Genomic DNA, 20,574 nt, shown 5'->3' with positions numbered 1-20,574 from the left:
CGAGGGCTGGTTCCGCGCCGAGGTCCAGCCGGGACCGGTGTGTGTGACCGTGCCCGGCCTCGGCCTGACCACGGGGTGGTTCGTCGCATGAGCGCCAGCGCCGATCCGCGCGCCACCATCGACCGTACCGAGGTCCGCGGCACGAAAGCCCAGCGTGCGGACGCGTTGCACGATCTGAGCATCGCCCACGTCGAGCTCGGTCACCTCGACGTCGCCGCCCGGCTCGCGCGGCGCGGGTTGCGGCTCGTCGGGGAGGCGCGGTTCCACCTCACGCTCGCGTGGATCGAGCTGGATCGCGGGCGGCGCAGGCAGAGCCTGCGGCACCTCGACCTGGCCACGCCGCACCTGCGCGGCCGGGAGCTGGCCAGGGCTCGGTGCCTGCGCGGGCTGCACCTGGCGGCCGAACCGCGGCTGGCGATCGCGGAGCTGACGGCGGTGATCAGGGAGCTGAAGAGGTGCGGCGACGAGCGGTGGCTGGCGAACGCGCTGGTCGGACGCGGGATCGCCCGCTGCAACGCCGGCCGGCTGGCCAAGGCGGAGGCCGACTTCCGGAACGCGCAGACGGTGCTGCTGGCCATCGGCGAGCCGGGGCGTGCGGCGATGTGCCTGCACAACAGGGGGTTCGTCGCGATGCTCGCCGGCGACCTCCCGCTCGCGCTCCGCCGGTACGAGGAGGCGGCGAAGGCCGGGCTCGACTCCACCAGCAAACCGGAAGCGCTCGTCGACCGGGCCGAGGCGCTGCTCGCTGCCGGGCTCACGACGGAGGCGCGTCGGGTGCTGGCGCCCGCCGTCGAGCTGCTGCGGCGGTGCAACCGGCACGTGCCCGAGCTGGCGGTGCTGAGCGCGCGGTGCGCGTTGCGGGACGGGGACCCGGAACCGGCGCTCAAGCTGGGCGGCCGGGACGTCGAGTTCCAACTCGCTGCCGGGGAGCTCGACGCCGTCGCGGCGCACCGGTTCCGCGGGCCGGTGCAGACGCGGGCGCTCGGGTGGCTCGCGCAGGCGCGGCGGTCGGACCGGCGGGGTGCGCTGGCCGCGTGCCGGGCCGGGCTCAAGGTGCTCGACGAGCACCACGGCGACTGGCCGCGCCGGGAGCTCACGGGCCACGCGCTCAGCCTGGCCCGGACCGCGCGCGAGGTGCTGCGCTGGTCGGAACGGCACCGCACCTCGACGCCGTTGCCGCCCGACGACCCCGGCCTCGCCCGAGCGCTCACCGAACTGAGGAGGGCGCGGGCGTTCGGGCTGCCGCTGGAAGCGCTGGAGAAGAACGTCCGCAGGTTGTCGCTCGCGGCAGGACCTCGTGCCGGCGCGGGCGAGGCAGTGTTGCCGGACCTGCCGCTGGTCAGCTTCGTGGTCCACGGAGGACGGACGCGGGCCGTCACGGTCGTCGACGGACGTGCCCGGCTCCACGAGCTGCCCGACCCGGCGGGACTGGTGCGGGAGAGCAGGTTGGCGGTCGCCGCCGGCCGGCCCGTCCCCGTGCTGGACCTGCTCCCCGACGCCGACGAGCTCGTGGTGATCCCGGACGGCGCGCTGCACGGCATGCCCTGGGCGGCCTTCCGCCCTCGCGTGCACGTCATCCCGTCGCTGCGGCACTGGCGTCCTCCCCAGTCGCACGGCGAACGCGTGTGGGTCGACGGACCGAGGCTGACTCACGGGGAAGTCAAGGCGCTGCAACGCGAACACGGCGGAAGGATCGTCGAGTCCACTGTGGAGTCGACGCTCCGGGGACTCGAAGGCGCGGGCATCGCGCACATCGCGGCCCACGGGCACGTCCACCCCGAGAACCCGCTGTTCTCCCACCTCGAACTGGAGGACGGCCCGCTCTACGGCTACGACATCGCCAGGATCAGGAACCCGCCCGAGGTCGTCATCCTGTCGGCGTGCGAGTCGGGACTCGCCAGGGCGTTCCTCGACGCGGGCACCAAGGCCGTGCTCGCGAGCGTTCTGCCCGTGCCGGACGCGCTGGTCGGGAAGGCCATGGCCGAAGTCCACGACAGGATCGACCACCCCGCGGAGGCCGCCAGGGCCGTCGCCCACCTGGGGTTCAGCTGCTACGGCACAGGCACCAGGGTCGCGGCGTGCAGCGCGGCCGCGAACGACGTGCCGGTGCACAGCAGCTGCGACGACCCCACCGACGCCGGCACGTCGACACCGGAGACGACCACGTCCACCCACGGCCCGTGACCCGAGAACGGAGCTGCCGCACCCACGGCCGTGACGACGGGGAGGGCCGCGGGCCACCACGGGCGCGACGACCCGCCGTTGCCCGCCGCGGCCACCACGTTCGCGGGGCAGGCGGCCAGCACCGGCGGGCATTCGTCGTCGAACGTGTACGTGCCGGACGCGACCAGCACCACCGGCAGGTCGCGGGTCGCGCGCAGGGCGGCGGCGAGGGTCAGGTCGTCGCCGAACCCCGACGGGCTCAGCACCGGGAACGGGCGGACCACCGCGCCGTGGTGGCGGAGCACTCCGGCGACCAACGAACCGTGCGGGGCGTCGAGAGGGGTGTCGAGCAACGCGACGACCCCCTCGCCGAGCAGCTCCGGCAGGCGCGTGCCGACGACCGGGCGGGAGGTGCCGATCATGATCGGGCAGGCGAGGTGGACGTGGTTCGGCGCGGCGCCGACCTCGCGGGCGATGTCCACAACTCGTACCCGATCGGGCGTTTTCACGAACATGCGGACGGCGCCCGAAACCATCTCCTCATGCGAATAAGTGCCACGCAAGCGCTTGCGCACAGTGGGTGCGTCCTTCGGCAGCACCACCAGCTCCCCCGAACGGACCAAGCACTCGTTCGGGCCCGCCCGATCGTGCACGTGTACCGGGCCGAGCGCACGGGCGGCGCGATCGGCCAGCTCAGAGAGGCTGTTGACCAGCTTGGGCGCGTCCACATCGGACACCATCCCGCGCCGCGACACGGTCCACACGGGACCGAGGCGGCGATGTCACTCGATCCGGTGTCGACACTGACGGTGTTCGCACCCGGCCGGGGCGACACGGACAGCCGCACGTCGCCGCCCTTCCGAGTGTTTCGCGCCGAGGTTGTTCGCAAAGCCACTCACCAGTGCTAGGAATAGCTCAACGTCGACCTCCGACCGCGCTTCGCGTTGGCGGTGACCCGAACGGTGGACGGGTGGTGATCCTGTGGTGAGTGGTGGGGCTGTCGCACTGCTGCTGCGGACCGCTGCGCTCGGCGGACTGACCGCCGCCGCCTGGTTCCTGGGCGGCACGACCGCGTCCGCCAGTCCCGACGTCGCACCGCCGGCCGTCGAGATCGCCTCCACGGCCACCTCCACCCCGGCGAGCACCTCCACGACCGCGAGCACCACCGAATCCGCGAGCACCGCCGAACCCGCGAGCACTTCCGAGACCGGCGATGCCGCCGCGGCACCGTCGCTGTTGGACGATCCCGCCGGCTGGGCTCAGACGTTCGTCGCGACGGTGGTCGACCGCCACGAACCGGCGAAACTCGTCCCGCCGGTCGTCGTCCTGCCGTCCCAGGCCGAACCCGAACCCGAGCCCGACTCCGGCGAGCCCGAGCAGGACGAGGGCCCGGTCCTCGACTTCAGCGGCGGCACGAAGGGCATCACGCGGTCCGGCAGCGTGTCGAACCAGGCGCCGCCCGAGGTGGTCAAGGCCAAGGCCGAGGTCCGCGCCGCCCGCAAGGCCGCGAAGCTCGCCGCCGAGCTGCCGGCCCCTCCACCTCCGCCGCCACCCGCACCGCCCGTCGTCGCGGTCAAGCACGTCGTGCAGCTGCTGCCCGACCTGCCGCCGCCTCCCGCGCCCGCGAAGACCGAGCCCACGCCGGTGAGCGACCTCACCTGGAACACCCCCGGACCTGACGCCCCGCTGCCTGCGCAGCAGCAGGCACCCGTCGTCGCGACGGCCTCCGCGGCGTCCGGCCACACCGACAACTCCGGCGGCACGCGAGGCGTGCTCGCCGTCCTGACGTCGCAGAACTCGCTCTTCCCTGCCACCACGTGGTCGGTCGAGGAGCGTCGCGACGGCACTGTTCCGGGCAGCATTCCCGGCCTTCCCGCAACGTCACCCGACTGAGTCCGACAGGACAGGTCTGCCCTCTGCGCGATTTGTGACCGTCTCGTTCCGTCGCGCCAGTAACTCCTCACCGAATTTCCCGTTGTACGCAAGGAACCCAGTCTTCCTGACCTGCCAACCGCGCCCTGGCAGGTCGGGTCTGGTCCGAGTGCCGCGCTGCCCCGCAGTCTCGGACCACACGGGAAACCTGCGGACGGGGGACGTCAATCCCTGGGACGTTCCCCGCCGCAGGCCTCTCGTTGGCAAGTTCGTCGGCCCGGTCTCCACCGCTGCGGGAGACCGGGCCGACGTGTCTCACGCGACCGGCAGCGACAGGTCGGCGTCCGCCGGAAACCCAGTACCCGCAACGGATGCAGCCACCACACCCAAACGGCCGATCGCTTCCCGCAACACTTCGGGCGACTGCGTGTACGGCACTCGGAGCATCTGCTCGCAACCCCCGTGCACCGCGAACCGGGGACCGGGGACGAGCCGCACGCCGTGGTTCTGCGCCATGACGGCGACCCGCGTGCTCACCGGCCCGTCGAGGGCGCACCAGATGCCCAGCCCACCGACCGGCACGTCGAAGCTCCACTGTGGACAGTGTTCCCGCAGCGCCGCGACCGCCACGTCCCGCTGCGCCCGCGCCCCCTCGCGCCGTTGCCCCAGCACGCTTTCCGGCGACTCCAGCAGCGCGGCCATCACCAGCTGCTCGAACACCGGCGTGCCCAGGTCGATTCCGGCCCGCGTCGACAGCAGCCGGTGCACGACCTCGGACGACGCCCTGATCCACCCGATCCGCAGCCCGCCCCAGTGCGACTTGCTCGCTGACCCCAGCGTGACCACCGAGTCGCCGCCGAACGCGGCCATCGGCAGCGGGTCCGGCGAGCCGTCCAGCGACAGCTCCACCAGGGTCTCGTCGACGACCAGCGGGGTGCGCGCCTTGCGCAGCACGGCCGCGAGCGCCTCCCGGGACTCCGACGACATCCGCAGTCCCGTGGGGTTCTGGAAGTCGGGGATCAGGTAGGCCAGCCGGGGACCCGCCTGCCGCAGCGCGGCCTCGAACCCGTCCACGTCCCAGCCGTCGCTCAGCATCGGCACCGGAACGGGGATCCCGAACGACGCCCGCACGGCCTCCAGCGCGTTGGGGTAGCTCGGCTGCTCCACCAGCACCCGGTCGCCCGGCCCGACGAAGAGCCGCAGCACCAGCGCCCACGCGTGCTGCGCGCCCGAGGTCACCACGATCTGGTCGGGCGACGTCGGCAGTCCGCGAGCCGCGTACCGGTCCGCGATCCGCTGCCTCAACAGCGGCAGCCCCCGTTCGTCGTACCCGTGGGACGCGAGGTGCTCGGGCATCTGCGCGACCGCGACGTCCATCGCGTGCCGCACCGACGGCAGCGCGGCAGGCGCGGCGCGGGACAGGTCGATCAGCGTGTCGTCGGCGACGGTGATGCCACCCCCCGCCCCGACGGGTCCGCTGATCCACGACCCGGCCCCGCGCCGCGACTGCACCACCCCCTCGGCACGCAGCTGGTCGAACGCCGCGGTGATCGTGGTTCGGCTCACCGGCAGCACCTCGGTGAGCTCGCGCTCGGACGGCAACCGGGTGCCGACGGGCAGCCGGCCGTCCGCGACCAGCAGTTTCATCGCCGCGACGAGGTCGGCCGAGCACTGCCGGGGGATCCCCCGGCGCCACGACCCGAGCAGTTTCTCAAGCCGGACACCCGATATACGTCCACCTGGTGGGAGCATGCAGCCAATTATCCCGAATTGGCTATGGATTACCAGGCCAATCAAGGCGCAGTATGGCCACATGGCCACGTTGACCGCACTCGACCAGGTATCCGTCCGGGTTGCCCCCGCCCGCCGTCTCAGCCAGCTCTTCGCAGGTCTGTGGCTCTACGGCGCGAGCATGGCGATGCAGATCCGCGCGACCCTCGGCCTGAACCCGTGGGACGTGCTGCACGAAGGGCTCGAGAAGCGCACCGGGCTGAGCTTCGGCCTGATCACCGCGATCACCGGCGTGCTGGTGCTGCTGACGTGGATCCCGCTGAAGCAGAAGCCGGGCATCGGCACGATCGGCAACGTCGTGCTCATCGCCGTCAGCGTCGACGTCACGCTCGCGATCCTGCCCGCGCCGGAAGGCCTGCTGCCCCGGATCGCCCTCATGACGCTGGGCATCGTGCTGAACGCCGTCGCGTTCGCCGCGTACGTCGGCTCACGTCTCGGCACGGGCCCGCGCGACGGCATGGTGACCGGCTTCTGCCGGCGCACGGGCGTGTCCCTGCGCGTGACGAGGACCGTGGTCGAGCTGGTCGTGCTCGGCTCCGGCTGGCTGCTGGGCGGCACGGTCGGCATCGGCACGATCCTCTACGCGCTCGGCATCGGCCCGCTCTCGCAGCTGTTCCTGCCCGCGCTCACGTGGCGCGAGCGCTCGCGGCCCGCTTGCGGATCTCCTCGTACGTGACGCCCCGTTCCGTCAGCACCTCGGCCACGATCCCCCTGCCCTGCAACAGCGCCAGCACGATGTGCTCGCTGCCCAGGTAGTTGTGGCCGAGGTCGCGCGACTCGCGCAGCGACTTCTCCAGCGCCTTCTTGAAGTCCGCCTCCAGCGGCATCCCGAACCAGCGCCTGCGCGGCCCCGCCCGCAGCACGCCGGCGCCGAGCGACTGCTCGACCGAGTCGATCACCTGGTCGACGTCGATCCCCAGTCCCCGCAACGCCTCCGCGTCGGCCTTGGTCAGCCCGCCCTTGCGCCGGTAGTCCCGGAACGCCGTGTCCAGCTCCTCGCGCGGCAGGTCGAACCCCGCCAGCACCGGGGCGTCGAGCAACGCCAGCAGCAGGTGCTCCACGCCCACCTCGCCGGCGTGCACCCGTTCCGCTTCCCGCACGGCGGTCTTGACCGCCTCCCGGGCTTCCCTGGTGAACCGCTCCGCGATCATCATCGACCCCCGTGCTTCTTGTGCACCGCCTGGCGAGAGACCCCGAGCTCCGCCGCGATGTCCTGCCACGACCAGCCCTGGGCCCGCGCGCTGCGGACCTGGACCGCTTCCAGGTGTTCCAAAAGTCGCCGCAGCGCGGTGACGGCCCGCAACCCGACTTTCGGGTCGCGGTCTCCTGCCGCCGTGGCGAGATCCGTCGCTTCAGTCATGGTGTCAACGTACGTTGACAACGCCGATCCGTCAACCGAAGTTGACGGCTAGGTTGGGGATGTGAAGATCGAGACCGCCGAGCAGGCGGCGCCGGGGCGGGTGTCCGAGGACCGGATCCGGGTCACCTCGAACGCCGTGGTCGTCCTCGACGGCGTCACGTCACGGAGGCCACCCGAGCGCAACGGCGGTTGGTACGCAACGGAACTGGCCGACGAGCTCGTCCGCCTGCTCGACGCCACGACGCCGCTGACCGAGGTCCTGGCACGGGCCATCGCGAACCTCGCAGAAGCGCACGGCCTGGTGCCCGGCGACTCGCCGTCGTCGACCGCGTCGATCGTGCGGTGGGACGACGAGACGATCGACGCGCTCGTCCTGTGCGACACCCCGGTCGTCGTGTTCGGACGGACGACCCGCGTCCTCGAGGACACCCGCCTGGCGGACCTGCGCTCGCAGCCGGACATCCTGGCGTGGAAGAACAAGCCGGACGGGTGGTGGGTCGCCGAGGCCGATCCCGCCGCGGGGCACCGGGCCGTCACGGCGAGCTGGCCGAGGGCCGAGGTGCGCAAGGTGGTCGCCCTGACCGACGGCGTCTCGTGCGGGGTCTCCGAGTACGGGCTCTTCTCCTGGGAGGACCTCGCGGAGCTGTCGCTGGGCGACGTCCTCGACCGGGTCCGGGAAGCCGAACGCGACGACGCGGACCACCGGCGCTGGCCGCGCTACAAGACGCACGACGACCAGGCGATCGTCCGAATCTCTACCTGACGAGCAGCGCGACGAACCCGTCCAGGTCGTCGTCCATCATCAGGTGCCCGGCAGCGGGCACGACGCGCACGTCGCACCCGGTCGCGCGCAACGCGTCGAGGTCCTCGCCGCCGAGCTCGCCGGAGATGTAGCGCTTCGGCATGGACAGCGCGGTCAGCTGCGCGCGGAACGTGGCCGGCCGCTCGGCCAGCAACGACACCGCGGTCCGGTGCAGACCGCGAGGTGACCAGCGGCGCAACGTCCGCAGTCCGACGGGCGAGTCCTCCGCGTCGATCATGGCCCGCATCCCGCTCGCGGCGAAGGTGTCCTCGTCGAAGCCCGCGATCCGCGCCGACATCGTCCCGACGCCGGGGTCGAGGTTCGGCTCGGCCACGACCAGCTCACCGACCAGGTCAGGACGCCGTGCCGCCAGGCTGATCGCGACCGACCCGCCGAGCGAGTGCCCGACGAGCACGACCGAGCGGAGCCCGAGCGCTTCGACGACCGCCGCGACCACGTCCGCGTGGTCGTCGATCGTGTGCGAGAACGCGTCGTCGTGGTCGCTCCACCCGCTGCCCAGCAGGTCGACCAGAACGTGCCGGCCACAGCCGGCCAGCGCGGGGTGGCCGATGACCGGAGCGAACGTGACGGTGCTCGCAAGTCCCAGGCCGCCGATGTAGACGAACGCGCGTTCGCCGGCGCCGACGTCGAGATAGGCGACATGTGCACCGGAAGGAGTGACGGGCAGCAGCTTCACGGCCGCCATTATCGGCCGAACCGCGAACACGCGGATTTCGCACGAGCGGGAATGGCGAGAACTCGCGAAAAAGAAGAAGGCCCCCGGCGTGCCGGAGGCCTTCTTCTCTGCACTGCTCTAAGTAGGATGGCCAGGGGCGGGGTCGAACCGCCGACCTACCGCTTTTCAGGCGGTCGCTCGTACCAACTGAGCTACCTGGCCATGAGAACTAGAAGCGACCCAGACGGGACTCGAACCCGCGACCTTCGCCGTGACAGGGCGACGCGCTAACCAACTGCGCCACTGGGCCTTGCTTGGTGCTACCTTACCGTACTGCATCTACTGCTTTTCACTGCGTGCCCCCAACGGGATTCGAACCCGCGCGACCGCCTTGAAAGGGCGGGATCCTAGGCCGCTAGATGATGGGGACTAGCTGGTCTCTGGAAGCATCGTAAGCATATGCCATAGGTCCACGCACCTCCAAAACGGGGGTCCCACTTATGCGTTGACCTGCTCAAACCCGCTTCCGGAGCACATCGCCCAGATCAACAAATGCCTGTTCACGGCCTGATGGGCCCTTCAGACGCACTTTGTGATCCAGGCAACTTCCAGCCGGCCGTCGCGACGCAGGGCAGAACGTGCCCGAGAACCTCGCGGATCCGGTCGGGGAAGTCGGCGCAGGACGTCGTCGCCGAGGAGATGAGCCGCGCGCCGAGAGCGGCACCGCACAGGGTCCGCGCGACGGCCTCCGGGTCGACGCCGGGGAGCAGGTGCCCGCGGTCGGCCGCGTCGGCCAGGTAGGTGCCGATGAGCTTCTCCCACATGACGTGGGTGCTCGGGACGCCCGGATAGCCGATCTCGCGGTCGGCGTTCAGCCGCACGCCCGCGCGCAGCACCACGTCCGCCGCCATCCGGTCGGCCGACTCCACGAACATGCCGTGCAGAGCGGTCAACGGATCGGCCCCGCGGGCGCGCCACGTCTCCCGCACCTCGGCCCAGAGCTCGCCCTGGCGTTCGATCAGCGCGGCCGCCACCGCTTCCTTGGAGGGGAAGTGGAAGTAGAAGGCGCCCTTGGTCAGGCCGGCGCGCGCGAGCACGGCGGTCAGCGACGTGCGGTCGTAGCCGAGGCGGTCGAACTCCTCGGCCGCCGCCAGGAGGATCGCCTCCCTTGTCGCATACGCCCGGTCCTGCTGGGGCATGGGTCAAGGTTAGCCGTTGCCGCGAAAGAGACCCGTGGGTATGTTTCGGGATGCGGCCCTGTTCCGGGAGACGCGCTCCGGGGGGTGCGCGTCTCGCGTCAGGGCCGTTTCCTCGTCCGCACCCGCCTCACCGCTGCACGGGTGGCGTCCCGCCGTCGTCGCCCGGTGACAGCCCCAGCATGTCGAGCAGCATCCGGCAGTCCTCGGTTCCGAGGGCACTCCGCGCGACGGCGAGCCTCGCCCGGTGGACCTGATCGTCGGAGATCCGCGAAGGCTCTCCGCTGCGCTGGGCGGGCACGCTGGGCCCGCCTTGCCGCGACATGCTCTCGTCCTGTGTGAACAGGAACTTCCGCACTTCCAGTGACCCGCTCATAGCACCCTCCCCGACTTGAGGTGTGGCCGCGAGGCTAAGCGACCTGGGACAACAGCCGCAGCCCCCCGCAGAGTGATTCCACCGGCACCCAGCGTTACTTTCCGTACTGGTGCGGCGCCTGCCTCGTGGAGAACTGACCAAGGGATGATGGACCGATGACCGACCCCACGCCGGAGCCTTCCCTCGAAGCAGAGGGCCAAAACGCGCCGCAGCCACCACCTTCGGTGGACCAGGAGGCGATCTTCAGGGCCATCAGCGGCATCGACGTCAACACCATCGACGCCGACATCGAGTCCGCGTTCGGTTCGCGGATGGCCGAGCTCGACAAGATGCTCGCCGGACTCGACGACCTGGTCGACCAGATCGAGAAGAACATCCAGGGCCTGGACAAGACCACGCAGAACCAGGAGCCGGACCAGCCCGATCCCGGGAGTCCTGAGTAGGCCACTTACCCCAGGGGGGTATAGAATCGGAGCTCCGCAGACAGAGAGAAGGCTCCGATGTCCGTCACCTCCACCTACACCGTCACCGGCATGACCTGCGGCCACTGCGTCAGCTCCGTCACGGAGGAGCTGACCGAGGTTGCCGGCGTCACCGGTGTCGACGTCGTCCTGGAGACCGGCGCGGTCACCGTCACGAGCGACCGCGAGCTCGACCGGTCCGAGGTCGTCGCCGCCGTCACCGAGGCCGGGTACCAGGTCGCCTGATGACGACGACCGAGCCCCGCCACGTCGAGCTGTCCATCAGCGGCATGACCTGCGCCTCCTGTGCGAGGCGCGTGGAACGCAAGCTGAACAGGCTCGACGGCGTCTCCGCCACCGTGAACTACGCGACGGAGAAGGCCAGCGTTCAGTTCCCGGACAACCTGCGCGTGGACGACCTGGTGTCGACGGTGCGCGCGGCGGGGTACGACGCGGCGGAGCCGCGGCCGGAGACACCGGACGAGTCCGGTGAGCTGGGGCTGCGGTTCGCGCTGGCCGCGGTGCTCGGGGTGCCGGTGGTCGTCGTGTCGATGGTCCCGGCGCTGCAGTTCCCCGTGTGGCAGTGGGTCGCGCTGGCGTTGACGAGCGTGGTCGTGTGGGTGTGCGGCTGGCCGTTCCACCGCGCGGCCGTCGTCAACGCGCGGCACGGCGCCAGCACCATGGACACGCTCGTGTCGATGGGCGTCACGGTGTCGTACCTGTGGTCGCTCTACGCACTGGTGTTCGGCGAGGCCGGCGTCATCGGCATGCGGCACGAGTTCAGCCTGCTCCCCCGGCCCACCACCTCCGGCGACATCTACCTGGAGGTCGCGGTCGGCGTGACCGTGTTCCTGCTGCTCGGCCGCTGGCTGGAGGCCAGGTCGAAGCGCAGCGCGGGTGCGGCGATGCGGTCGCTGTTCGCGCTGGCGGCGAAGGACGTGGCGGTGCTGCGCGACGGCGTGGAGACCCGCGTCCCCATCGGCCAGCTCCGGGCCGGCGAGAGGTTCGTGGTCCGTCCGGGTGAGCGGATCGCCACGGACGGCGCAGTGGTCGAGGGCAGCTCGGCCGTGGACAGCTCGATGGTCACCGGCGAGTCCGTCCCGGTGGAGGTCGGCGTCGGCGACCCGGTCGTCGGTGGGACCGTCAACGCGGGTGGCCGGCTGGTCGTCGAGGCGCTCAGCGTCGGCGCGGACACCCAGCTCGCGCGGATGGCGCGGATGGTCGAACAGGCCCAGGCGGGCAAGGCTCAGGTGCAACGGCTGGCCGACCGGGTGTCGGCCGTGTTCGTCCCGGTCGTCGTGGTGGTCGCACTGCTGGCGTTCGGCGGGTGGCTCCTCGCGGGCAGGCCGCTGGAGTTCGCGGTGACGACGGCGGTCGCGGTGCTGGTGATCGCCTGCCCGTGCGCGCTGGGCCTCGCGACCCCCACGGCGTTGCTCGTCGGCACCGGCCGCGGCGCCCAGCTCGGCATCCTGGTGAAGGGCCCGGAGGTGCTGGAGTCGACGCGGCGCGTGGACACCGTGGTGCTCGACAAGACCGGCACGGTCACGACCGGACGGCTGACGGTGGTCGACGTGATCGCGGTCGACGGCGTGCCGCGCGACGACGTCCTGCGTTTCGCCGCGGCCGTCGAGAACGCGTCGGAACATCCGATCGCGGCGGCGATCGTGCGCGAAGTCGCGGAAGTGCTTCCCGTTTCTCAGTTCCTTTCCACGGACGGCATCGGCGTCAGCGGAGTGGTCGAAGGACGGCGCGTTGCCGTCGGCCGGGTGCGCGAGGTTTCCGTTCCCGATGAATTGACCGCGGCGGCCGCCGCGCACGCCGATCGAACCGTTGTCGCCGTTTCCTTCGACGACGAGGTCGTCGGACTCGTCGCCGTGGCGGACGTCGTGAAACCGACGTCGGCGCGGGCGATCCGGTCGTTGCGGGAGCTCGGTCTGCACCCGGTGCTGCTGACCGGTGACAACGCGTCGGTGGCCGCGGCGGTGGCCGCCGAGGTCGGCATCGACGAGGTCGTGGCCGACGTACTGCCAGGTGAGAAGGTCGCCGCGGTGCGCGACCTCCAGGCGCGGGGCCGGGTCGTGGCGATGATCGGCGACGGCGTGAACGACGCGCCGGCGTTGGCCGCGGCGGACCTCGGGCTGGCCGTGGGAACGGGCACCGACGTGGCGATCGAGGCGAGCGACCTGACCCTCGTGCGCGGCGACCTGCGCGTGGCCGCGGACGCGATCAGGTTGTCCCGCAAGACCTTGGGCACGATCAAGGGGAATCTTTTCTGGGCGTTCGCCTACAACGTCGCTGGACTTCCGCTCGCGGCACTCGGACTGCTCAACCCCATGATCGCGGGAGCCGCGATGGCGTTCAGCAGCGTGTTCGTCGTCAGCAACAGCTTGCGGCTGCGGGGATTCCGTCCATCGGAGGCGTAAGAATCTTCCCGGCGAACACTCCCCAACGGCAACGTGAGCGTGCAACAATCCAAAAGCTGACACACCCCCGGTCAGCGCCTGTGGAGATCCCCTCCGGCCCCCGCGTTCCTCCCCCTGGCGCGGGGGCCTCTCCACGTCCGGAACCCGGTATCGGTCCCACTTTCCCGCCTCGTGCGTCGTATGACGAACACCCACTCTGCGTGGGCATCCGCGACACGTCCGGGGTGACCCGGGGCACAGGGGTTTGGCTGGCGTGACCGAGCCGTTATCGTGTTCCGGTGCCTATCGGATCCCTCGGACGCTCCAAGTCCGGCCGTCACCGTCCCGCGGACGCACCGCAGACGGAGTCGCTGCCCGACGAGGAGCTGACCTCTTACCTGGCCGCCCTGGCCCCGGACTCGGACAACGAGACCACCGCCTCGGGCTTCGGCAGCGCCCAGGTGTACCAGCTGCGGTTGCAGCTGATGGCGAACGAGCAGCTCAAGGAGCTCGCCGCGGAGCGCCAGACCTCCCCGCAGGCTCTCGCCACGGAGTGGGTCATGCAGCGACTGGAGTGGGAAGCGCGTCAGCGCGGCCAGTGAGTCGCACGCCCTGAACGAGGAAGGACCCTCTGCCGAGCCCGGCAGAGGGTCCTTCTCACGTATGACTGCAGTTGCGGCGAAAACAGATCAGATCGCGCGGACGTTCTGCGCCTGCGGACCCTTGGTGCCCTGGCCCACCTCGAACTCCACGCGCTGGTTCTCCTCCAGGGTCCGGAAACCCTGACCCTGGATCTCCGAGTAGTGGACGAAGACGTCTGCGCCGCCGTTGTCCTGGGCGATGAAGCCGAAGCCCTTCTCGGAGTTGAACCACTTGACAGTGCCCTGTGCCATGTACCTGCCTCCATCGCAGGAAAGCTTGGGGCTGCACCGTGCAACCCCGGCCGTCCCGGGGGCGGTCAGTTCGCTCGGGATGAGAGCGCACAGCACGCCCGCGTGTCGTTCCGCGAGCGTGTGAAGCACGAACACAGAAACCACGGCCTGCGCGGGTCAGCCTAACGTGTGATTGGTCATAGCACTACAGGTCATTACTGGTCGGTTCAGTGCCTCAACAGGGGGAAACCCGCTGGTCCGAGCGGGTGATCGCGTTTCGTCGAGCAACGAGCCGCGCCCCCGCGCGTCCTCTCAGCGTTGGACGAGGGGAACTGGGGGAGAGCACGTGTTCCGGCCACTGTTTTTGGCTGTACTGCTGGGGTTGACCGCTTGCAGCGCCGCGCCCGACGCACCGTCGGCGCCGGCTGCTCCGGTCGTGGAGGACAAGGCGAAGGCGGCACTCAGCGTGACGCCCGAGTCGGGTGACGCCGTCAGTCCGTCTGGACCTTTCCAGGTCGGCGTGACGGGTGGCGCGCTCACCGCCGTCGCGCTCACGGGTGCCGACGGCAGGGTCGTGCAGGGGGAGCTCACCGGTGACCGGTGGGTGGCGACCGAGGACCTGGGCTACGGCAAGGCCTACACGTGGTCCGGCTCGGCCAAGGGCCGGGACGGCGCGGACGTGCCGGTCGCCGGGTCGTTCCGCACGGTGAAGCCGCAGCGGCTCACCAGCGCGTCGGTGAACGTCGGCGACCACCAGACCTACGGCATCGCGATGCCGGTCAAGGTCACCTTCAGCGCGCCGGTGCAGGACAAGGCGGCGGTGCAGAAGGCCATGACGGTCAAGACGTCCGTGCCGACCGAGGGCGCGTGGGCGTGGCTGTCGGACCGCGAGGCGCACTGGCGGCCGCGCGAGTACTTCAAGCCGAACACCGAGGTGTCGGTCGACGTCGACGTGTACGGGGTGCCGTTCGGGGGCGGCGCCTACGGTGCCGAGGACGTCCACGTGCAGTTCAAGATCGCCGACCGCGCGCTGGTCGCCAAGGCGAACACGCAGACGCACCGGTTCGAGGTCTACCGCGACGGCGCGCTGCTGCACGACTTCCCGGCGTCGTACGGGATGGAGAGCGACAAGCGGGCCGAGACCAAGGGCGGCATCCACGTCGTCCAGCAGAAGGAAGCCTCGCGGAAGATGTCCAACCCGACCTTCGGCTACAAGGACGTCCCGGTCACCTGGGCCGTGCTCATCTCGCAGAACGGCGAGTTCGTGCACGAGAACAACGGCACGATCCCGTCGCAGGGCAAGGCGAACGTCTCGCACGGCTGCGCGAACCTGTCCGGCGCCAACGCGAAGACGTTCTACGACCTCACGATGATCGGTGACCCGGTCGAGGTCGTCGGGTCTTCGCAGCAGCTGCAGGCGTCGGACGGCGACTACTACGACTGGGCGTTCGACTGGGCCACCTGGACGTCGAAGTCCGCCGTGGCGAGCTAGAGCTAGCTCTTTTCGGTGATCTGGGGTGGTTGCGGGATCTCGTAACCCGACGGGCCGACGTTGCGTTCCAGCGCCCGCTTCCACTCCCCACTGGAGATCATCTTCCCGATGGCCTCGTTGACGGCCTCGCGCGACTTCTCGTCGCCCTTCGGCACGCCGATGCCGTAGCGCTCCTTCGAGAACGTCTTGCCGACGAGCTTGAGCAGCTCGGGGTTCTCGGCGGCGAAGCCGGCCAGGATGACCTCGTCGGTCGTGACGGCGTCGACGTTGCCCGCCATCAGGGCGATCACGCAGTCGGAGTACTGGCCGTACTCGACGATCTGCACGTTCTGCGAGAAGTCCGTCTTCACCTTCTGGGCGGACGTGGACCCCTTGACCGAGCACAGCTTGCGGCCGTTCATCGTCTCCGGCCCCTGGATGCCCGCCTCGTTGTAGCGCACGAGCATGCCCTGGCCGGTCTCGAAGTACGGGCCGGCGAACGCGACCTTCTGCTTGCGGGCGTCCGTGATCGAGTAGGACGCGATGATCAGGTCCGCCTCGCGGTTCTCGAGCATCGACTCGCGGGCCGCGCCGCGGGCCTCCTTGAACGTGATGCCGCTTTCCTTCACGCCCAGCTCGTTCGCCACGTACTTGGCGACCTCCACGTCGAAGCCGACGAACCGGCCGTCGAGGCGCCTCTCGCTCAGGCCCGGCTGGTCGTAGCGGATGCCGATGGTCAGCTTCCCGGAGTCAGCACGTCCGATGACTGTGCTGGAGTCACCGCTCCCGCAGGCGGTCGCGAACACCGCAACGGCTGTCAGGAGCAAGGCACGACGGATCACGACAGGCCTTCCAAGCGAGAGGGGGAGTCGTGCGCAATGCTACGGACCTGCGGCGATGATCGACTGTGACGTATGACAACTAGGGAAGACGAGTCCGACTGGGCGTCACATACGTACCGTGCCGCTCGATCGCGTGCCGCAGATGCCCTGGTGGCGCCAGCCTTCTGATCTTGCCGGGGATCAAAAGCGCAGCTCGGCGCATCATCTTCAGCCACAGGTCCGCGTGGGCGTACGGCTTGCGCCCGTGCAGTTCGAGCGCCCAATCGGGCAGCACCGAGTACGCCAGGTGGCCTACCAAGATCCGGTACAGCGGGAGGCCGTGCCGGACGAAACCCCGCACGGGAGGGCCGTGCAAGAAGGTGTAGATCACATCGGAATCGGATGTTCGGCGCAGTTCCGGACGCATGCGCTCGAAGTACTCGGCCATCTCGCGTCTCGATCCGGGTACTTCATCCGGGTGCAATCCGACCAAACCGGCCGTGAACCGCTGCTCGGCGTAGTAGAGGTCCTTCTGCCGGTCGGTGAGTCCGTACCCCGCGCGGTCGAGCACTGTTTCGAAGCACGAAACCTCCGAGCAATGTACCCACAGCAGGAGCTCGGGTTCGTCGATGCGGAACGTCTGCCCGTCGACGACGCCGCGGAGGCTGCGGTGCGTGGCCCGCACCCGTGCCGCGGCGGCGGCGATCTCCTCTTCGGTGCCGTAGACGCCGAGCCCGACGAAGTCCGCCGTTCTCTTGAGCCTGCCGAGCGGGTCCGCCTGGAAGTTCGAGTTCTGGACGACACCGGCGACGGCCTTGGGGTGCAGTGCCTGGAGGTAGAGGCTCGCGATCCCGGCGATCCACATCGTCGGGTCGGCGTGCATCTGCCAGGACACGGAGTTCGGATCAGGCATGCGGACATCGTCGCGCGTGGCGAAGATGAAGACCATGGACCTGGACCAGGCACGGGAAGTGCTCCGCAGCCAGCACCGCGCGGTGTTCTGCGCGCTGAAGTCGGACGGCACGCCGGCGATGTCACCGGTGCTCGTCGCGTTGGACGACAACGGGGACGTGCTCGTCTCCACGCGGGAGACGGCGTACAAGACGAAGCAGGTGCTGCGGGACCCGAACGTCTGGCTGTGCGTGCTGCCGGACAGCTTCTACGGCCGGTGGATCCAGATCTCCGGGACCGCGACGGTGGTGCCGTTGCCCGAGGCGATGGACCTGCTGGTGGACTACTACCGGACGATCTCCGGCGAGCACTCGGACTGGAACGACTACCGCGCCGCCATGGAACGCGAGAAGCGAGTGGTGCTTCGCATTTCCCTGACCAGCGCGGGACCCGATAGGACCGGCTGATGGCCCGGCCGTAACACCGTTAGCGGGCGCAACGATTCCACGGGGACGGCGGCTACCGGGCAGGCGGAACCTGGGGAGCGGAGTGATGACCGAGGTCAGACGCCGCGGCTATTTCCCGGCCGCGGCGGCGGTGCTGGGTGCTGCGCTGGTCGCAGCCCTCTTCATGACGCCCGCGGACAAGCCGGTGGACATCCGGCTGGTCGCCCCGCCGCCCCCTCCGCCCGAGGTCATCACCGCGACGGCCACCACGACCGTCTCCGCGATCGGCGGCGTCCGGCCGCCGCCCCCTCCGCCTCCGCCGCCACCCGGTGCCGACCCGCCTCCGCGGCACCGGCCGGGGCAGCACCCGCCGCCTCCCGCGCCGGCACCGGGCAAGCCGAAGCAGCCCACGCTGCTCGACCTGCTGCGCTGCGACGCGAAGTACGTCTCGGACGACGACTTCAACCGCTGCCTGGCGTGGCCGCTCGACACCGACGAGTTCTGCGCGTTCCTGGAGGAGAACCACCTGCACCCGGTCGACCTGCGCGGGCCGGACGGCCGCCGGTTCGAGCGGTTCGAGCTGGACTGCGACGAAGGCTAGGCCTTCAGCTCGGCCAGCCTCCGCAGGTTCGCCTCCGCCAGCGAGCCGAGCAGCTGCGCCTCGCCCAGGTAGTGGTCGTCGATCAACGCCTCGACCTCGGCGTCGTTCATCGCCGGCACGATCCTGGCCGCCATCCGGTTCATGTTGCGGTAGCTGCCCTGCAACAGGAACGGTTCCCCGCCGGGGTCCGCCGCGGACGCGATGTAGGCCTGGTTGACCTTCAGCACGACCTGCTGGACCCGGCGCAGCTTGCGGACCACCGACAGCATCCGTTCGAGCTCCACGGTCTCGTGGTCGTGCTGCACGCTCTCGCCGTTCGCCAGGCGCACCAACGGTTCCACGTCCACGCCGTTCAACGTCGGGTTCGCGCCGGCCGCGTTCTCCAGGTAGCTCAACGCAAAGAGTGCTTCGCGGCCGGACAGGACGTCGCCGAGGTTCCACACGTCCGCGCGGTTCGCGAGCATGTCCGGAACGCGGAAGGCCCGTCCCGTCTCGGTGTACGGGTTGCCCGCCATCGACACGGCGAAGCGCTTGCCCCGCAGGTCGAACGTGCGTGCCTCGCCGTCCCACACGCCGTCGACGCGTCGTTGTGCGTCGCACAGCGAGATGAACTTCTGCAGCAGCTCGGGTGAGGTGTGCTGGATGTCGTCGAGGTGCAGCAGAACGTTGCTGCCCAGGGCGAACGCGAAGTTGATCCGTTCGACCTCCTGGCGGGCCGTGGCATTCGGTGCCTCCTGCGGGTCGAGCGAGGTGACGCCCGTGCCGAGCGCCGGGCCGTTGACCTTCACGAACACCATGCCGAGCCGGTTCGCGACGTACTCGACCAGCGTCGTCTTGCCGTAGCCGGGCGGGGAGATCAGCATCAGCAGGCCCGTGCCGTCGTTCAGCTGCTTGGCGAGGTTGTCGCCGATCAGCGGCAGGTAGACCTCGTTCAGCAACCTGTTGCGCACGAACGTGTTCAGCACCGCGGGGCGGTAGTCGTCGAGCCGCAGCCTGCGGCGTTCCTCCGCGAGCAGCTCGTCGCGCTTGCGCTGGTAGGCGCGGAAGGCGGGCACCTGCTCAGCCCGGAACGCCCTGAGCCTGGTGAGGGTCTCGTCGAGGCGGAGCTCCATCGACTGGTCGGTCACGCGCGGGTGCGTGCCGAGCAGGCCGGTGACGGTCTCGGTGAGCGCGGCGCTGGAGTCGTAGCGCGGCAGGTCGGTGAGCAGGACCGCGACGACCTCGGGGAACTCCGGGCAGTCCTCGTCGCCGAGGAACGCGCGCAGCCACGCCTCGATCAGGTCGCGGTCGTGGAGGTCCTCGGTGACGGCGGCGCGGAACCGGTCGATCACCGCGCGGGCGGCCTTGCCGGTGACGAACCCGTTCGGCTCGCAGGCCAGTTCCTCGAACAGGTACTCCGACGCCAGGTCGTCCAGCCCGAACTGCGCGCACAGCTCGGGGATCCCGTGCGTGCCGCCGAAGATCGTGCGGGCGCGGGCCAGCGACTCGGCCTTGCGCGCCCACACCGCGCGCCGGTCCTCCGGCTGCTCAGCCCAGAAGACCTGGGCCGCGGCTCGGGTGGCCGGCGGGTAGCGGAGCAGACCGGCACCGGCGTGGAGCCGGTGCAGGACAGCGAGGATCTTCTCGGCGTCGTGGTCGTGGACGCCCTTCTCGTAGCCCTCGTCGTAGCGTTCCGCGGCGGCGTTCACGACGTCCGTGCGGCCTTCGGCGAGCAGGCAGCCGGCGAGGTGCTCGGAGCGGTAGACGTCCTGGGTCTCGCTGACCAGCAGCTGGTCCCAGAACGGCCTCGTCTCCGCGAACTCCCAGTCGGTGACCTCGCTGCGGTAGTCGGTTCCGGTGACGGCGTAGAACAACCGGCCGTCGCGCGGGACCAGGGTGAGGTTCATCGGCTCGGTCGTCACCGGGAAGCGGTGCCGGCCGAGCACGATCGACGCGCCGTCGTACAGGTCGGCCCGGTCGCGCAGGGCCCGGCCGCCCTCCTGCCGGGCGTCGCGCAGCCCCGCGTCGAGCTCGTCGGACCGGACGTCGCCGAGCTCGCGGAGCTGCTCGGCGACCGCGCGGACCTTGGCGACCATCGGGTCGCCCGCGAAGTAGGTGTTGATCTCGTCGGCGGTGGTGAGCTTGGCGACGCGGCGGCGGATCGTGCCCAGCACGCGTTCCGCCGACTGCACGAGCCGGTCGGCCTTGCGCGCGCGTTCGTCGAGCAGCGTCTGCTTGCGCGCGGAGAACGCCTCGTAGACGTCCGTGCGCTTGGCGCCGACCTGGGCGAGGAAGTCGTCGAACTCGCCGAACCGCGACTCCAGGTTCTCCAGCTGGAGCAACAGCCTGCCGAGCTGGTCGTCGCAGCGCTGCGGGGTGTCCGCGACCGACAGC

General features: G+C 70.3%; 21 protein-coding genes and 3 tRNA genes. 11 read left to right on the top strand and 13 right to left on the bottom strand.

What is annotated here, in order from left to right:
• Positions 1-87 precede the first annotated feature (87 nt).
• Together VF330_RS37380 and VF330_RS37375 are read left to right on the top strand one after the other, a co-directional pair.
• Positions 88-2,184, top strand: a complete 2,097-nt coding sequence (locus VF330_RS37380; protein WP_330856463.1) for a CHAT domain-containing protein — start codon at positions 88-90, stop codon at positions 2,182-2,184.
• Between the two features lie 963 nt (positions 2,185-3,147).
• A complete protein-coding gene (locus VF330_RS37375) occupies positions 3,148-4,056 on the top strand; it encodes a hypothetical protein (RefSeq protein WP_330856462.1) in 909 nt (302 codons plus the stop codon).
• Positions 4,057-4,350: 294 nt separating this feature from the next.
• Here VF330_RS37375 and VF330_RS37370 read toward each other — a convergent pair whose 3' ends face one another.
• A complete protein-coding gene (locus tag VF330_RS37370; protein ID WP_330856461.1) occupies positions 4,351-5,787 on the bottom strand; it encodes a PLP-dependent aminotransferase family protein in 1,437 nt (478 codons plus the stop codon).
• A gap of 61 nt (positions 5,788-5,848) precedes the next feature.
• On the opposite strand from VF330_RS37370, the gene VF330_RS37365 reads away from it, so the two are divergent.
• On the top strand, positions 5,849-6,502 hold the full coding sequence (locus VF330_RS37365) for a hypothetical protein (protein WP_330856460.1): 654 nt from the start codon (positions 5,849-5,851) through the stop codon (positions 6,500-6,502).
• Here VF330_RS37365 and VF330_RS37360 read toward each other — a convergent pair.
• Positions 6,453-6,980, bottom strand: a complete 528-nt coding sequence (locus VF330_RS37360) for a Clp protease N-terminal domain-containing protein (protein WP_330856459.1) — start codon at positions 6,978-6,980, stop codon at positions 6,453-6,455. The two genes, VF330_RS37365 and VF330_RS37360, sit on opposite strands and share 50 nt — an antisense overlap.
• On the bottom strand, positions 6,977-7,186 hold the full coding sequence (locus tag VF330_RS37355; RefSeq protein WP_045309630.1) for a helix-turn-helix domain-containing protein: 210 nt from the start codon (positions 7,184-7,186) through the stop codon (positions 6,977-6,979). Before VF330_RS37355 ends, VF330_RS37360 begins: the two co-directional genes overlap by 4 nt.
• Positions 7,187-7,247: 61 nt before the next feature.
• On the opposite strand from VF330_RS37355, the gene VF330_RS37350 reads away from it, so the two are divergent.
• Positions 7,248-7,949: a protein phosphatase 2C domain-containing protein gene (locus tag VF330_RS37350; protein WP_330856458.1), complete on the top strand. Its 702-nt coding sequence runs from the start codon at positions 7,248-7,250 to the stop codon at positions 7,947-7,949.
• Here the strand turns inward: VF330_RS37350 and VF330_RS37345 are convergent.
• The 6 genes from VF330_RS37345 to VF330_RS37320 all read right to left on the bottom strand — a co-directional run bounded on the left by VF330_RS37345 (position 7,942) and on the right by VF330_RS37320 (position 10,236).
• Positions 7,942-8,685: an alpha/beta hydrolase gene (locus VF330_RS37345; protein ID WP_330856457.1), complete on the bottom strand. Its 744-nt coding sequence runs from the start codon at positions 8,683-8,685 to the stop codon at positions 7,942-7,944. The genes VF330_RS37350 and VF330_RS37345 overlap by 8 nt on opposite strands.
• Positions 8,686-8,812: 127 nt before the next feature.
• Positions 8,813-8,886, bottom strand: a tRNA-Phe gene (locus tag VF330_RS37340).
• 14 nt (positions 8,887-8,900) lie between these two features.
• A tRNA-Asp gene (locus VF330_RS37335) sits at positions 8,901-8,974 on the bottom strand.
• 47 nt (positions 8,975-9,021) lie between these two features.
• Positions 9,022-9,094 (bottom strand) — tRNA-Glu (locus VF330_RS37330).
• Between the two features lie 130 nt (positions 9,095-9,224).
• A complete protein-coding gene (locus VF330_RS37325) occupies positions 9,225-9,863 on the bottom strand; it encodes a ScbR family autoregulator-binding transcription factor (RefSeq protein ID WP_330856456.1) in 639 nt (212 codons plus the stop codon).
• A 127-nt stretch (positions 9,864-9,990) separates the two neighbouring features.
• A complete protein-coding gene (locus VF330_RS37320; protein WP_330856455.1) occupies positions 9,991-10,236 on the bottom strand; it encodes a hypothetical protein in 246 nt (81 codons plus the stop codon).
• A gap of 155 nt (positions 10,237-10,391) precedes the next feature.
• On the opposite strand from VF330_RS37320, the gene VF330_RS37315 reads away from it, so the two are divergent.
• The 4 genes from VF330_RS37315 (at position 10,392) to VF330_RS37300 (ending at position 13,701) form a co-directional block, all read left to right on the top strand.
• Positions 10,392-10,679 (top strand): hypothetical protein, encoded by a 288-nt coding sequence (locus VF330_RS37315; protein WP_330856454.1) that lies wholly within the window; start codon positions 10,392-10,394, stop codon positions 10,677-10,679.
• Positions 10,680-10,736: 57 nt separating this feature from the next.
• Entirely contained in the window at positions 10,737-10,943 is a 207-nt protein-coding gene (locus VF330_RS37310; RefSeq protein WP_325516052.1) for a heavy metal-associated domain-containing protein, read from the top strand.
• Positions 10,943-13,120: a heavy metal translocating P-type ATPase gene (locus tag VF330_RS37305; protein ID WP_330856453.1), complete on the top strand. Its 2,178-nt coding sequence runs from the start codon at positions 10,943-10,945 to the stop codon at positions 13,118-13,120. Before VF330_RS37310 ends, VF330_RS37305 begins: the two co-directional genes overlap by 1 nt.
• Before the next feature lie 278 nt (positions 13,121-13,398).
• A complete protein-coding gene (locus VF330_RS37300) occupies positions 13,399-13,701 on the top strand; it encodes a hypothetical protein (RefSeq protein WP_330856452.1) in 303 nt (100 codons plus the stop codon).
• 87 nt (positions 13,702-13,788) lie between these two features.
• Here VF330_RS37300 and VF330_RS37295 read toward each other — a convergent pair whose 3' ends face one another.
• Positions 13,789-13,992, bottom strand: a complete 204-nt coding sequence (locus VF330_RS37295) for a cold-shock protein (RefSeq protein ID WP_030473173.1) — start codon at positions 13,990-13,992, stop codon at positions 13,789-13,791.
• A gap of 361 nt (positions 13,993-14,353) precedes the next feature.
• Here VF330_RS37295 and VF330_RS37290 point away from each other — a divergent pair, with 361 nt between their 5' ends.
• Positions 14,354-15,463 (top strand): L,D-transpeptidase, encoded by a 1,110-nt coding sequence (locus VF330_RS37290; protein ID WP_330856451.1) that lies wholly within the window; start codon positions 14,354-14,356, stop codon positions 15,461-15,463.
• A gap of 2 nt (positions 15,464-15,465) precedes the next feature.
• On the opposite strand, the gene VF330_RS37285 is transcribed toward VF330_RS37290, so the two are convergent.
• Positions 15,466-16,281, bottom strand: coding sequence for a glutamate ABC transporter substrate-binding protein (locus VF330_RS37285; RefSeq protein WP_330856464.1), 816 nt, complete (start codon positions 16,279-16,281; stop codon positions 15,466-15,468).
• Positions 16,282-16,363: 82 nt separating this feature from the next.
• Positions 16,364-17,176: an oxygenase MpaB family protein gene (locus VF330_RS37280; protein ID WP_330856450.1), complete on the bottom strand. Its 813-nt coding sequence runs from the start codon at positions 17,174-17,176 to the stop codon at positions 16,364-16,366.
• On the opposite strand from VF330_RS37280, the gene VF330_RS37275 reads away from it, so the two are divergent.
• A complete protein-coding gene (locus tag VF330_RS37275; RefSeq protein ID WP_330856449.1) occupies positions 17,175-17,621 on the top strand; it encodes a PPOX class F420-dependent oxidoreductase in 447 nt (148 codons plus the stop codon). The two genes, VF330_RS37280 and VF330_RS37275, sit on opposite strands and share 2 nt — an antisense overlap.
• An 85-nt stretch (positions 17,622-17,706) precedes the next feature.
• Positions 17,707-18,201 carry a hypothetical protein gene (locus VF330_RS37270; RefSeq protein WP_330856448.1) on the top strand — a complete coding sequence of 165 codons (495 nt, stop codon included), beginning with the start codon at positions 17,707-17,709 and terminating at the stop codon, positions 18,199-18,201.
• Here the strand turns inward: VF330_RS37270 and VF330_RS37265 are convergent.
• The coding region (locus VF330_RS37265; RefSeq protein WP_330856447.1) for an ATP-binding protein at positions 18,198-20,574 on the bottom strand (2,377 nt) is incomplete at its 5' end. The genes VF330_RS37270 and VF330_RS37265 overlap by 4 nt on opposite strands.

It is taken from the genome of Lentzea sp., assembly GCF_036380075.1.
GTDB lineage: Bacteria > Actinomycetota > Actinomycetes > Mycobacteriales > Pseudonocardiaceae > Lentzea.
The sequence above is the reverse complement of the archived record's forward strand: the minus strand, read 5'-3'. Positions and strand labels throughout refer to the sequence as shown.

Excerpts from the sequence above, each read along its gene's own strand:
- VF330_RS37380 (WP_330856463.1), top strand. The coding sequence starts at position 88 with ATGAGCGCCAGCGCCGATCCGCGCGCCACCATCGACCGTACCGAGGTC.
- VF330_RS37370 (WP_330856461.1), bottom strand. The coding sequence starts at position 5,787 with ATGCTCCCACCAGGTGGACGTATATCGGGTGTCCGGCTTGAGAAACTG.
- VF330_RS37365 (WP_330856460.1), top strand. The coding sequence starts at position 5,849 with ATGGCCACGTTGACCGCACTCGACCAGGTATCCGTCCGGGTTGCCCCC.
- VF330_RS37360 (WP_330856459.1), bottom strand. The coding sequence starts at position 6,980 with ATGATGATCGCGGAGCGGTTCACCAGGGAAGCCCGGGAGGCGGTCAAG.
- VF330_RS37355 (WP_045309630.1), bottom strand. The coding sequence starts at position 7,186 with ATGACTGAAGCGACGGATCTCGCCACGGCGGCAGGAGACCGCGACCCG.
- VF330_RS37325 (WP_330856456.1), bottom strand. The coding sequence starts at position 9,863 with ATGCCCCAGCAGGACCGGGCGTATGCGACAAGGGAGGCGATCCTCCTG.
- VF330_RS37320 (WP_330856455.1), bottom strand. The coding sequence starts at position 10,236 with ATGAGCGGGTCACTGGAAGTGCGGAAGTTCCTGTTCACACAGGACGAG.
- VF330_RS37315 (WP_330856454.1), top strand. The coding sequence starts at position 10,392 with ATGACCGACCCCACGCCGGAGCCTTCCCTCGAAGCAGAGGGCCAAAAC.
- VF330_RS37310 (WP_325516052.1), top strand. The coding sequence starts at position 10,737 with ATGTCCGTCACCTCCACCTACACCGTCACCGGCATGACCTGCGGCCAC.
- VF330_RS37305 (WP_330856453.1), top strand. The coding sequence starts at position 10,943 with ATGACGACGACCGAGCCCCGCCACGTCGAGCTGTCCATCAGCGGCATG.
- VF330_RS37295 (WP_030473173.1), bottom strand. The coding sequence starts at position 13,992 with ATGGCACAGGGCACTGTCAAGTGGTTCAACTCCGAGAAGGGCTTCGGC.
- VF330_RS37275 (WP_330856449.1), top strand. The coding sequence starts at position 17,175 with ATGCGGACATCGTCGCGCGTGGCGAAGATGAAGACCATGGACCTGGAC.
- VF330_RS37280 (WP_330856450.1), bottom strand. The coding sequence starts at position 17,176 with ATGCCTGATCCGAACTCCGTGTCCTGGCAGATGCACGCCGACCCGACG.
- VF330_RS37270 (WP_330856448.1), top strand. The coding sequence starts at position 17,707 with ATGACCGAGGTCAGACGCCGCGGCTATTTCCCGGCCGCGGCGGCGGTG.